The sequence below is a fragment of the Amycolatopsis sp. NBC_00348 genome, from assembly GCF_036114655.1.
Lineage (GTDB): Bacteria > Actinomycetota > Actinomycetes > Mycobacteriales > Pseudonocardiaceae > Amycolatopsis.
Genome location: NZ_CP107994.1, coordinates 863909 through 875973, shown reverse-complemented (window position 1 = coordinate 875973; position 12065 = coordinate 863909). Strand labels below are relative to the sequence as shown.

General features: G+C 71.4%; 12 protein-coding genes. 6 read left to right on the top strand and 6 right to left on the bottom strand.

The features are described from left to right. Nucleotides 1-23: 23 nt before the first annotated feature. Nucleotides 24-1271: an acyltransferase family protein gene (locus OHS58_RS04270; protein ID WP_328647209.1), complete on the bottom strand. Its 1248-nt coding sequence runs from the start codon at nt 1269-1271 to the stop codon at nt 24-26. A gap of 129 nt (nt 1272-1400) precedes the next feature. Here OHS58_RS04270 and OHS58_RS04265 point away from each other — a divergent pair, with 129 nt between their 5' ends. Together OHS58_RS04265 and OHS58_RS04260 are read left to right on the top strand one after the other, a co-directional pair. Further along, on the top strand, nt 1401-2078 hold the full coding sequence (locus tag OHS58_RS04265; RefSeq protein WP_326951201.1) for an MBL fold metallo-hydrolase: 678 nt from the start codon (nt 1401-1403) through the stop codon (nt 2076-2078). A 194-nt stretch (nt 2079-2272) separates the two neighbouring features. Further along, nucleotides 2273-2761, top strand: coding sequence for an AMIN-like domain-containing (lipo)protein (locus OHS58_RS04260; protein WP_328647208.1), 489 nt, complete (start codon nt 2273-2275; stop codon nt 2759-2761). A gap of 18 nt (nt 2762-2779) precedes the next feature. Here OHS58_RS04260 and OHS58_RS04255 read toward each other — a convergent pair whose 3' ends face one another. The 5 genes from OHS58_RS04255 to OHS58_RS04235 all read right to left on the bottom strand — a co-directional run bounded on the left by OHS58_RS04255 (nt 2780) and on the right by OHS58_RS04235 (nt 6404). After that, entirely contained in the window at nt 2780-3559 is a 780-nt protein-coding gene (locus OHS58_RS04255; protein ID WP_328647207.1) for a DUF1684 domain-containing protein, read from the bottom strand. A gap of 21 nt (nt 3560-3580) precedes the next feature. Continuing rightward, nucleotides 3581-4207, bottom strand: a complete 627-nt coding sequence (locus OHS58_RS04250; RefSeq protein WP_328647206.1) for a hypothetical protein — start codon at nt 4205-4207, stop codon at nt 3581-3583. A gap of 35 nt (nt 4208-4242) precedes the next feature. Beyond that, nucleotides 4243-5208, bottom strand: a complete 966-nt coding sequence (locus OHS58_RS04245; RefSeq protein WP_328647205.1) for a hypothetical protein — start codon at nt 5206-5208, stop codon at nt 4243-4245. A 223-nt stretch (nt 5209-5431) separates the two neighbouring features. Continuing rightward, on the bottom strand, nt 5432-5578 hold the full coding sequence (locus OHS58_RS04240) for a hypothetical protein (protein ID WP_328647204.1): 147 nt from the start codon (nt 5576-5578) through the stop codon (nt 5432-5434). 112 nt (nt 5579-5690) lie between these two features. Continuing rightward, nucleotides 5691-6404 (bottom strand): Crp/Fnr family transcriptional regulator, encoded by a 714-nt coding sequence (locus OHS58_RS04235; protein WP_326951207.1) that lies wholly within the window; start codon nt 6402-6404, stop codon nt 5691-5693. 89 nt (nt 6405-6493) lie between these two features. Here OHS58_RS04235 and rnhA point away from each other — a divergent pair, with 89 nt between their 5' ends. The 4 genes from rnhA (at nt 6494) to OHS58_RS04215 (ending at nt 12014) form a co-directional block, all read left to right on the top strand. Continuing rightward, nucleotides 6494-6973, top strand: coding sequence for a ribonuclease HI (gene rnhA / locus OHS58_RS04230; RefSeq protein ID WP_326951208.1), 480 nt, complete (start codon nt 6494-6496; stop codon nt 6971-6973). Between the two features lie 51 nt (nt 6974-7024). After that, complete coding sequence (locus tag OHS58_RS04225; protein ID WP_328647203.1) at nt 7025-7405, top strand: YchJ family protein; 381 nt, start codon at nt 7025-7027, stop codon at nt 7403-7405. Between the two features lie 168 nt (nt 7406-7573). Beyond that, nucleotides 7574-8806 (top strand): hypothetical protein, encoded by a 1233-nt coding sequence (locus tag OHS58_RS04220; protein ID WP_328647202.1) that lies wholly within the window; start codon nt 7574-7576, stop codon nt 8804-8806. Nucleotides 8807-8930: 124 nt separating this feature from the next. Further along, nucleotides 8931-12014, top strand: a complete 3084-nt coding sequence (locus OHS58_RS04215) for a glycosyl hydrolase 2 galactose-binding domain-containing protein (RefSeq protein ID WP_328647201.1) — start codon at nt 8931-8933, stop codon at nt 12012-12014. The last annotated feature ends 51 nt before the right edge of the window (nt 12015-12065 follow it).

Sequence of the window (12065 nt, the reverse complement as noted above, 5' to 3'; positions counted from 1 at the left end):
CTGCACGAGCGGCGGCCTCCATGCTACGAGCCACCACCGACAAAAACCGGCTCCGAGTCCGTGACCTGCGGTTCTTCCGGCTTGCGACGGCGATCCCGGCGAGCGGTGAGCCACCGGTGGACCGGCCGTTCGACGCCCGCGGTGATCGCCCAGCCCGCCAGCACGGCGGCGGCCACGACCGCGGGGAGCCGCAGCCAGCCGGGGACGCCGAGGTTGATCAGGGCGCGCGCCAGGATGTAACCCAGTTCCTGGTGCACCAGATAAAGACCATACGAGATGCCCGCGAGCCAGGTGACGGCCGGGGCGATCCGGCGCAGCCCGGGGAAGCGCCAGTCCGGTCCGCGCGCGGCGAAGCAGACGCCCGCGAGCAGCACGGCGAACCCGATCGTGGACGGCCAGCGCTGGGCGTCCTGCGGCAGTTCGCGGTGGAACGGGAACACCTGCAGGTCCTGCGCCACGCAGGTGGCGAGCACGAACAGCGCGATGTGCCAGTGCGCGAGCCGCTCCTTCGACCACAGCCAGAGGGCGGCGCCGATGGCGAAGACGTGCGCGCGGTGCAGGCCCAGGCCGTAGAAGACGGAGTCGACGACCTTCTGGTGCGTGGACGGCTCCAGCGACGGCGGGACGATCGCGAACCGGATCACCAGCGGCACCAGGATCAGCGCCCACAGCAGGCCGACGGTCACCCGGTGTGTCCGCCACGCCCGCGGCCACAGCAGCGCCGCGCAGGCGAAGGCCGCGAGCTGCACGGGGAGTGTCCAGTAGGAGCCGTCGAGGTAGTAAAACCACTCGAAGCGGTAACCCCATTCGGGGACCATGCCCAGGTTGGCGAGCAGGTCGGCCCAGGTCGGGATGTACCAGGGCGAGGGGTCCGTCGGCAGGCCCTGCGGCACGCCGAAGAGGAAGCCGGTCAGGCCCGGCGGGAACGGCAGCCCGCTGAAGCGGATGGCGGCGTACCGCGTCACCAGGTAGGTGACGAGCACCGCGACCAGGTAAGCGGGCACGAGCCGCGCGACCCGGTTCCACAGCCACCGGCCCGGATGGCCCTTGCGGAGGCTCGCACACACGAAGAACGCGGAGATCACCAGGAGGATCGCCGCCCCGAACTGCGCGGTCACCCGCACGGGGTACCCCGTGAGCTCCGGGTGCAGAAGTGCACCCTGGTGGGTGACATGTCCGAGGATGACCGCGAGGACGGCGAAGACGCGCAGGAGGTCCCAGCTGATCCGGCGTACGCCTCGCACCGGGGTCGGCGTCGGAGTCGTCGGCACGGTCTTCCCTGGGTCGGCACGGGTCGGCGCGGGGGTCGGCTTGCGGGGCTCCGGCGAGCCTACGTGGCGAGGTGAGCGCACGCTTGTGCGGGTGGAACCGCTTGCGGTGCCCCGACTACCGTGGGCGGGGTGAACATCGTGGAGACCTACACCGGGCACGTCGACCCGGGCGGCGACGCCTCCCGGCGGACCCTGGACGCGCTGACCATCACCAAGCTGTCCGTCGGTCCGATGGACAACAACGCGTACCTGCTGGTGTGCCGGGCAGACAACGAAGCCCTGCTCATCGACGCGGCGAGCGACCCCGAGCGCATCTCCGACCTGATCGGCCACGGCCCGGACCGCCCGGCCCTGCGCACGGTCGTCACGACCCACCAGCACCAGGACCACTGGCAGGCCCTGGGCGCGGTGGCCGGGGCCAACGGCTCGAACACCGCGGCGCACCCGCTGGACGCCGAGCCGTTGCCGGTCCCGCCGGACTTCCTGGTGGAGCACGGAGACACGCTCACGGTGGGCAAGGTCACCCTTTCGGTGATCCACCTGCGCGGTCACACCCCGGGCTCGATCGCCCTGCTTTACCGGGATCCCGCGGGCCACCCGCACTTGTTCACCGGCGACTCGCTCTTCCCGGGCGGCGTCGGGCGGACGACGTCCCCGGAGGACTTCTCGACGCTGGTGGACGACGTGTCGTCCCGGATCTTCGACGAGCTGCCGGACGACACGTGGTTCTACCCGGGCCACGGCGACGACTCGACGCTGGGCGCGGAGCGCCCGAAGCTGGCCGAATGGCGCGAACGCGGCTGGTGACGTGCCGAACGCGGTCGTGAGTGGGGAAACAGCGTCAGAGCACTGTTTCCCGCTCACGACACGTTCGGAGCAGCCGGATAACGCTTGGGCCGCCGATCCCGGGCACCGGGCAACTCCCCGGACGAACCGGGCGTCCCCCGCATGACCCCAGCGCTGGGGCTTCCACCGGTTCGCACCCGCCAGGAGGCCCACCCATGTCCAGACCCGTCAGACGCGCCCTCGTCGCCGTCACCATGTTGCTCGCCGCCGCGGTGACCGCGGCCGCGGCGCCCGCGAACGCCGCCGTGTCCAGCGTTCCCACCCTGACCGCCATCCGGACCGGGGCCAACCCCGGGTTCGACCGGATCGTGCTCGACCTCACCGCCGGCGGCGCGCCCAGCCCCAGCTACCAGCTGTTCGACGAGCTCACCGCCGACCCGACCGGGGACGTCGTGTGGCTCACCGGGCAGTACTTCATCAACGTCACCGTGCCGTTCGCCGCCGCGCACGACGACAACGGCGTGCCCACCTACACCGGGCCGCAGAAGTTCCGGACGTGGAACCTGCGCAACGTCATGGCCGTCGCCGTCACCGGGGACTTCGAAGCCCAGCTGACCGTCGGGCTCGGCGTGCGGTCGCGGACGACGGTGAACGTCTTCACGCTCACCGCGCCCAACCGCGTCGTGATCGACGTCGCCAGCTGAAGCCTGGGGCAGACCCCGTCAGCGCTCGTACGGGGTCTTCTCCCCCGCCTCCACCGCGAAGGCCAGGTGGTTGCCCGCCGGGGGCAGGGGGCACGTCGCGAAGTCCGTGAACGCGCACGGCAGGTTGACCGCGCGGTTGAAGTCCAGCGTCACCGTGCCGTCCGCGGCCGGCGCGCCGACCGGCAGCGAGCGGTTGGCCGCGTACGTCGTGACGCCGCTCGTCCCGTCCGTGAACAGGATGCTGAAGCCGCCTTCCTTGCCGTTGAACGCGGTCAGCGTGTGCGACACGCCGTCGTGCTCGAAGTGGACCAGGCCCGGCGCGGTGTAGACGTGGCTCAGGCCCTCGACCACCGCACCCACCGTGGTCGGCCGCGGCGCGTCGAACGGCTCGAAGCGGCCGGACAGCACCCACGACGGCGACGGCTCGTACGCCGGGACGCCGTGGAAAGCGCGCAGCACCTCGGCCTTCGGGTCGTGCACCCGGATCAGGTACCCCGAGCGGCGGGCCACCTCGATCTCGACGTCGCCGGCCAGCACGCGCGTGCCTGCGCCGCTGTTGACCAGCTCGAAGCGCCGGACGTCCGTGATCGGGGTGCCGTCGTGCTCGAGCGAGGCGCCGGCCGGGTCGACGTACGCCGCGTCGGCGTCCTGCCACCAGCGGCCGGGGATGCCCGGGTACTCGCGCGGGGCGTCGGTCAGCCAGTCCAGCGACACCAGCGCCAGCCAGCCGTGCGGTGCGGCGAGGTCCGACTCGCGCCCGGTCTTCCAGTCCTGCCACTCCTGCGTGAACGTGCTCATCGCTGGGCCCCTTCCCGTCGGCTACACAGGAGGCAACCCGTCCCCCGCCCCACTATTCCGCGTCCCAGCATCCGGACGGGCGTGCAGCCAGCCGATCTCCCGCCCGCCGCCGGCCGCGACGACGACCCGCCGGAACACCGCCGGGTCCAGGTCGTGCTCGCCCTCACCGGCGACCTCGTCGTAGAGCCGGTCGGACACGATCAGCACCTGGTCCGCCTCCGGGGCCGCGGTCATCGCTGCCTTCAGCTCGTCCGAGTCGCACAGCCAGGACGACAACGCGACCGCGGCGCCGCCGAAGTAGGGCGGGCGCAGCACGACGTCGCCGTGGGCGACCGCCAGCCGCAGGCGCAGCCGGCCGAACTCGTTGAGGTGGCGGTTGCGGCGGCCCAGCGCCTCGGCCACCAGCTCGACCAGCCCGGTCGCGACCCACCGCGGCGGCACCGCCGGCGGGATGACCAGCGTCGTGTTGTCCCCTTCCGGGCGCCGATACCAGCTCGGGGTGCGGTACGGCACCGGGACGCGCTCGAACACCTCGTCCAGCACCGCGTCGAGGGTGACGGCGAGGTGCACCGAACGCGCGGTGCGGCCGCGGCTCGGGGCGACGATCCCGATCCGGACGACGGTCGCGGCCAGCGGGACGGTGCGCACGGCCTCCTCATTCCTCCCGGCTCATTCAGTCCGGCTCAGTCACCCCGGGGGTCGAACGACCACTGCAGGCCGTAGCTCAGCCCCTGGTGCAGCTCGTGGAACTCCAGCCCCACCTCGCCGACCCGGTTGACGGTCAGCGCGTCCCCCGAGTCGACGCCGTCGTCGACCACCCGCCCCGGCACGCCGTTGAGCCGCCACACCCGGGCCGGCGGATCGGCGCGGTCGAAGCGGACGCGGACCGAGAACTCCTCGCAGCGGCGCAACGGGGTGAGGGCGTAGTACGGCCGCAACGACGTCCGCTGCGGCGTGAACCGGATGCCGTACTCGTGGCGCTGGCCCAGCCGCAGCGGGCTGGGCAGCCGCATGACGAACTGCGCGTGGCTCGCCGAAACCTGCTTGGCCTCGACGATCTCGCCGCCGAAGAGCACGTCGGCGGTGATGTCGGGCACCGGGTCGGTGCCGGGCACGGCCGGGACGCTGAAGGACAGGACCAGCTCGTCGAGCTCGTCGACCTCCGCGACGATCCGGCGTTCCTCCTGCAGGTCCGGGAGTTCGCGGTCGAAGCGGAGCATCACCTTCATCGACTCGACGTACCAGCCGGCCAGCGGATGCAGGTCCCGGCCCCGGCTGGGTTCGCCGAGCAGCTCGTCGAGCCGGCGGAAGGCGAGGTCGATGCGCCGGCGCGCGGTGCGCGGGTCCCGGTCGAGCATGCCGGCCAGCCACGAGATCCGCCGGTCCAGGAACTCCCCGGCCGCCTCCTCGTGCAGGCCGAGTGCCGCCAGCGCGGCCAGCCGCAGGTCCGCGGGCAGCCGGCCGCAGAGCTCGGTGAGCCGCAGGACGAGCTTGTGCCGCGCGGCGGCGGGCGAGTCGGCCTCGGCGATCCGGCACGCTTCGCGCAGGCACGGCCCGATCCGCTGGTGCAGATCGGTGGCGTCCAGACCGCGGCCGCGGCGCAGTTCGTTCAGCTCGCGCACGAACGGGAAGGAGTTCTCCGCCGTCACCCGGCCCTCCTTCTCACTGCGGCAGAAAGAGAGTCGCAGAACGGCTCGTCACCTTACCAGCGGCAGTTCCGCGGCGGCATGACAAATAGCGGACAGTTGCGTGCGGGCGAATAGCCCGGCCGGTCGACCCCCCACGAGCCGGCCGACCGGGCCGCACCGCGGGTGCGTCAGTTCGCGCCGAAGATCAGCGCCCAGATCGAGTGGCTCTCCATCACACACCTCCTCATCGCTGCACCCAGGACGAGGCGGGGATCGGTGCCGCCGGTTCCGCCGCGGTTCCGGAGGCCACCAGCAAACCCGCTACGACGCCGGCGGCGAACGCGGCGGAAACGGATTTCACCAGGGTCCGGATTTTGCAGTAGACGTTCACGACAAGCACTCCCCCGAGCCTCGCTCAAAAACGGAATCCGGCCGGTGGCATCTCTTTCTTTTCCGGCCGATCCCAGAATCGCGCGAGGCGGGCGGTTCTCAGAGGCCCGTTGTCACGGGCGTTGTGTGCCGTTCGGCTCAGAACGGGCCAGCGCGCGCAGGACGCGCATCCGGCGGATGAGGATGCGGCGGCGGCCGGTCTCCACGACGCCCCGCTCCCGCAGGACGGCCAGCGCCCGCGCGACGGTCCGGCGGGCGGCGCCGACCTGCCCCGCCATGTCCTCCTGCGAAAATCCCGCCTCGATGAGGATGCCGTCGGCCACGGTACGGCCGTGCTCGTCGGCCAGCCGCACCAGGTGGACCGCCACGCGACGGCTCACGTCGTACGCCGCCGAGTCGACGCGGGCGGCCTCGGCGGCGCGCAGCCGGACCGCGACGGTCTTGATCGTCGCGATGGCGATCTCGGGCCGGGCCCGCAGCGCGGCGAGGAACCGGTCGCCGGTCAGCTGGACGACGTGGCACGGTTCGATGGCGCGGCACGACACCGTGCGCGGCCAGCCGTTGATCGCCGCCAGCTCGCCCAGCACCTCGCCGGGGCCGCGCAGCCCGAAGAGCACCTCGCGGCCGTCCTCGACGATCGTGGAGATCCGTACCCAGCCCGAGACCAGCACGTGGACGTGGTCGGACGGGTCGCCTTCCATGAGCACGACGTCGTCCGCCCGGAAGCGGCGGCGGACGCCCTGGGCGAGCAGGTACTCGCGATCGGCGTCGGTGAGGTACCCCAGCAGCGCGCCGTCGGTCGTGTCACTCGCGTCGTGCCCGTTCATCGGAGCGCCTCCCACTCCGTTCCGGATCTCCACCGTAACCCGGCGTGGTGGCCCGGGGCGAGGGCAAGACGACCGGTAGGGTCGCCGCCGTGGCAGGCGAGGACGGACAGGCCGTGGAGATCTACACCGACGGCGCGTGCAGCGGAAACCCGGGACCCGGCGGCTGGGGCGCGGTGCTGACGTACGGGCGGCACGAGCGCGAGCTGTACGGCGGTGAAGCCACCCCGACGACGAACAACCGCATGGAGCTGACGGCGCCGATCCGCGCGCTGGAGAGCCTGAAGCGGCCGTCGCAGGTCCGCGTGTTCACCGACAGCACGTACGTGCGCAACGGCATCACGCAGTGGCTCCCGAGGTGGAAGAGCAACGGCTGGAAGACGGCGGCGCGCGAGCCGGTCAAGAACGCGGACCTGTGGCAGCGCCTGGACGAAGCGGTCCGCGAGCACGAGGTGGAGTGGCTCTGGGTGAAGGGCCACGCGGGCCTGCCGGGCAACGAGCGCGCGGACCGCCTCGCGGTGCGCGGCGCCCAGGAGGCGCGGGAAAGCGGCAAGCCGGTCAACGCGGGTTAGTCCACAAAGGACGGCTGCCGCCCGCTCGGCGCGCCGTGGCACAATTCCGGGATGTCTCCCGCTTCCTGCCCGTGTGGCCTCACCGGGTCCTACGCCGCCTGCTGTGGCCGGTTCCACGACGGCGGCCTGGCGGCGCCGACCGCCGAGCTGCTGATGCGGTCGCGGTTCAGCGCCTTCGCCGTCGGGGACGCCGGTTACCTGCTGCGCACCTGGCACCCGGACACCCGGCCGCGGAAGCTGGCGCTCGACGCCGGCCAGGAGTGGACGCGGCTGGAGATCCTCGCCCGCACCGGCGGCGGCCTGCTGCACAACGAGGGCACCGTCGAGTTCCGCGCGCACTACCGCCACCGCGGCCGCGACGGCTTCCTGGAGGAGAACAGCCGCTTCCGCCGCGACGACGGCCGCTGGGTCTACCTCGACGCGGAAGCCTGACGCGGCCGCGTCGAGCAGGCGACCGGAAGCCGAGCGTCGCGCACGCCGGACGACGCGCCCGGCCAGCTACAGCAAGCCGCGGCAGCCTGAAGCCGGGCGGACCGGATCAACGGCAGTCGCCGAAACCCGTCCCGCGAACCGCCGTAGCCGTGCTAAAACAGTGCGGCGATGGGAAAACTGACGCGCCGCGCGCGGGCGAAGGCGGACTACTTCGGCTTCATCGGTGCCCGGGAATGGCCGCTCGCCGCGTCCGGGCTCGGGGTGTTGCTCGGCGTCGTCACCATTCTGCCCAGTGCCGTCGGCGTCGTGCTGTCGGTCGTCGCGCTCGCGCTCGGCGTCACCACCTTCACCCGGGACGTCCGGCTGCTGCGCCGCCGCTGGGCCGGGTTCGAGTTCACCGCGATCGCCGCGCCCTTCCCCACCGGTGACCTGCCGCCGCCCGCCGCTTATCCGCCGTCCGAGTACCTCGCCGTGCCCGCGCGCGGGACCGCGCTGGTCAGCGCCGCGATCGACCGGGACCTCTGGGCGGGGCAGCACACGATCACCGTCGCCGAGGAGCCCTACCGGCTGCCGCCCGCGCTGAAGGCGACCGCGCCGCACGTGCTTCCGCTGCGCGCCCGCGGGCGGTTGCTCTTCAACGGCCCCGTCGTCGGCATGCACGGCGACCCGCTGCCCGCCGCCGGCTCGCGACCCGCGCCGATCCGGCTGCACCGCGCGCGGTTCTTCGACGCCGTCTGCTCGAACGAGCTCGGCACGCTGCGCATCACCCGCGGCGAGACCGGCGAGGAGTACGACCTGCGCAAGGCCGAGCTCACCGACTCCGCGGGCGCGCTGCGGACGTTGAGCAGCAGCGCGCTGACGGACCTGGTCGGCGTCTCCACGGTCGCCTTCACCACCGACGGCAAGCTCGTCACCGTCCGGCAGTCGTCGCTCAACGCCGCGAGCGGGCTGCTGCTGGCGCCCTCGGGCAGCGGCTCGCTCGAACCCCGTGACCTGCGGACGCCGGCCGGCGAGCCCAGGCCGCTGCTGCACGACGCCGTCCGCGCGGGCATGGAACGCGAGCTGTGCGAGGAAAGCGGCCTCAAGCCCGAAGACCTCCGCGAGACCCGGCTGGTCGGCTTCGCGCGCTGGATGGAACGCGGGGCGAAGCCGGAGTTCTTCGGGCTGACCGAGCTGGACGTCGACAGCACGGACGTCGCCGGACGCCGGCCGGTCAGCGGCGAACGGCTCTACAGCGCCGGATTGACGCTCTTCGACGTCGATCTCGCGGTGGTCGGCGCCGCGCTGGCCGGCGGTGTTCCGCTGAGCGAGGCACTCCCGCGGCGGATCTGGGAAGACGGCTCGCTGCCGCTCCTGCTGGCCCTGCGCGCGGCGGCCGCGTGGCACGCGGCGCGGGCCTGACCAACCGGACGAACACCCCTGTTCCCGGAGTGACCGGACCGCTACTATCGTCCGCAATTGTTAGGAAAGTTCCCTAACGATGGTCACCGTCCCTCGCCGCCGTGGTGCCTAGGAGGCGCAGCTAGTGAGTCATCGGCAAAGAACAACCTTACGGCTGCTGGCGGCGGTCACGCTGGCCGTCGCGCTGGGCGGGGCGGCCGTTCCGGCGGCCAGTGGGCAGGTGGCGGCGAAAGCCACCGTCGCCGCGGCCGGCCCGGCCACCGCGGTCCCCGGTTTCCTGATCCAGACCTCGGCCCAGGTCAGCGACGACTCGGCGGTGTCGAAGCCCGGCTTCAACACCGCCGGCTGGTACCCGGTCGGCCCGCGCTCGACGGTCTACGCCGGGCTGCTGGCCAACGGCAAGTACGCCGACCCGTTCTACTCGACGAACATGAAGAACGTGCCGACCGCGGACTTCAAGGTCCCGTGGTGGTACCGGACCGACCTCACCGTCACCGACACCACCCAGCGCACCTACCTCGACTTCAGCGGCGTCCTGTCGAAGGCCGACGTCTGGGTCAACGGGACGAAGATCGCGGACAAGGCGCAGGTCAACGGCGCCTACACGCGGCAGGACCTGGACATCACCGCGCAGGTGAAGGCCGGCACGAACAGCGTCGCGTTCAAGGTCTACCCGAACGACCCGGACAAGGACCTGTCGATGGGCTGGATCGACTGGGCGCAGACCCCGCCGGACCAGAACATGGGCATCGTGCGCGACGTCCTGGTCCGCCGCAGCGGGCCGGTCGCGCTGCGCGGCGGCCACGTCGTGACGAAGCTGACCGGCACGACGCACGCCGACCTCACGGTCAAAGCCGACGTCCGCAACGACTCGGCGGCCGCGGTCTCGGCGACCGTGTCCGGCACGGTCGCCGGCAAGACGATCAGCCAGACGGTTTCCCTGGCGGCCAAAGAAAAGAAGACAGTGACCTTCCCGGTCGTCGGGATCGACAACCCGCAGGTGTGGTGGCCGGCCGGAATGGGCGGGCAGCCGCTCTACGACCTCGACCTCAGCGCGAACGTCGGCGGCACGGCGTCGGACACCTCCCACGAGAGCTTCGGCGTGCGCGAGGTGAAGTCGACGGTCAACTCTGCCGGCGGCCGGGCGTACACGATCAACGGGCGCCCGCTGCTGATCAAGGGCGGCGGCTACTCGCCGGACCTGTTCCTGCGCTGGAACGCGCAGTACGCGGCGGACAAGCTGGCCTACGTCAAGGACCTCGGGCTCAACACCGTGCGCTTGGAAGGGCACATCGAGCCGGACGAGTTCTTCGACCTCGCCGACCGGATGGGCGTGCTGACGCTGCCCGGCTGGGAGTGCTGCGACAAGTGGGAGGGCCAGGTCAACGGCAGCGAGAAGGGTGACCCCTGGACCGCCGCCGACTACCCGATCGCCAAGGCGTCGATGACCGCGGAGGCCGAGCGGCTGCGCGATCACCCGAGCGTCATCTCGTTCCTGATCGGCAGCGACTTCGCCCCCGACGCGACGATCGAGAAGAACTACCTCGACGCGCTGAAGGCCGCGGACTGGGCCACCCCGATCGTCCCGGCCGCGTCGGCGAAGTCGTCGCCGCAGCTCGGCGCGTCCGGCATGAAGATGAACGGGCCGTACGACTACGTCCCGCCGAACTACTGGTACGACAAGGCGCACACCGACCTCGGCGGGGCGTTCGGCTTCAACTCCGAAACCAGCGCCGGGCCGGACATCCCGACGATGGACACGCTCAAGCGGATGATGTCGCCGAGCGAGCTGGACACGTTGTGGAAGAGCCCGTCGACCGCGCAGTACCACCGGTCGTCGTCCTCGACGTTCGCCAACCTGAAGCTCTACGGCGACGCGCTGACCGGCCGCTACGGCAAGCCGGCGAGCCTGGACGACTTCGTCCGCAAGGCGCAGCTGGCGCAGTACGAGAACGTCCGCGCCGAGTTCGAGTCGCACTCGCGCAACTTCAGCGACAGCTCGAACCCGTCGACCGGGATCATCTACTGGATGCTCAACAGCGGCTGGACGTCGCTGCACTGGCAGCTGTTCGACGCCTACCTCGACCAGAACGGCTCGTACTTCGGGGCCAAGAAGGCGAATGAACCGCTGCACATCCAGTACTCCTACGACAACAAGTCCGTCGTGGTGGTCAACCACAACCACGACGCGGCGGCGAACCTGACCGCGTCGGTCAAGCTGTACAACCTCGACGGGACGGAGAAGTTCACCCAGTCAAAGACCGCTCTCTCGGTCGGCGGTGACGGCGCGAAGACCACCGCGCTGACCATCCCCGCGGTGAGCGGCCTGTCGACGACGTACCTGGCGAAGCTCGTCCTGACCGACCCGTCGGGCAAGGAGGTCAGCCGCAACGTCTACTGGCTGTCCACCAAGGCCGACACGCTCGACTGGGACAACAGCGACTGGTACTACACGCCGACGACGTCGTACGCCGACCTGACCGGGCTGAACAGCCTGGGCCAGGTGGCGGTCGACACCACCGCGAACTCGGCGGCGAACTCCGACGGCACCACGACCACCAAGGTGACGCTGAAGAACAGCTCCACCGGCAAGCTGCCGGCGTTCTTCGTCGACGCGCACGTCCTCGGCGCGGCGGGCGCACCGGTGCTGCCGGTGACGTGGACCGACAACCAGGTCAGCCTCTGGCCCGGCGAGTCGGCCACGCTCACCGCGACGTACCGGACCGCGGACCTCAAGGGCGCGACGCCGTCCGTGCGGGTCGCGGGCTGGAACACCGGCACGAAGACGGTCCCCGCGAACGGCACCACCGATCCGGGCACCCCCGGCACCCCGGCTGACTACCAGGCCGAGGACGCCACGATCACCAGCGGTGTCGCGGAGTCGAACCACGCCGGGTTCACCGGCAGCGGGTTCGTCAACTACGACAACGCGACCGGCAGCGCGGTGGAGTTCTCCGTCGACGCGGCGGCCGCCGGCCCCGCCGACGTCGTCCTGCGGTACGCCAACGGCACCACGGTGAACCGCCCGATGGACGTCTCGGTGAACGGCACGAAGGTGGCGTCCGCGCTGTCCTTCGGCGGCACCGGGAACTGGGACACCTGGCAGACGGTCACGGTCCACGTGACGCTGACCGCCGGGCCGAACAAGATCAAGACGACCGCGACGACCGCCAACGGCGGCCCGAACGTCGACAAGATCACCGTCTAGCCCAAGTCCGTGAAGGACTCCTTACCGGCTCTTAGCGCCGGTAAGGAGTCC

What these genes read in the sequence shown, in the direction of transcription:
- OHS58_RS04260 (WP_328647208.1), top strand. Translation starts at nt 2,273, where the DNA reads ATGTCCAGACCCGTCAGACGCGCCCTCGTCGCCGTCACCATGTTGCTC.
- OHS58_RS04255 (WP_328647207.1), bottom strand. Translation starts at nt 3,559, where the DNA reads ATGAGCACGTTCACGCAGGAGTGGCAGGACTGGAAGACCGGGCGCGAG.
- OHS58_RS04235 (WP_326951207.1), bottom strand. Translation starts at nt 6,404, where the DNA reads ATGAACGGGCACGACGCGAGTGACACGACCGACGGCGCGCTGCTGGGG.
- OHS58_RS04225 (WP_328647203.1), top strand. Translation starts at nt 7,025, where the DNA reads ATGTCTCCCGCTTCCTGCCCGTGTGGCCTCACCGGGTCCTACGCCGCC.
- OHS58_RS04220 (WP_328647202.1), top strand. Translation starts at nt 7,574, where the DNA reads ATGGGAAAACTGACGCGCCGCGCGCGGGCGAAGGCGGACTACTTCGGC.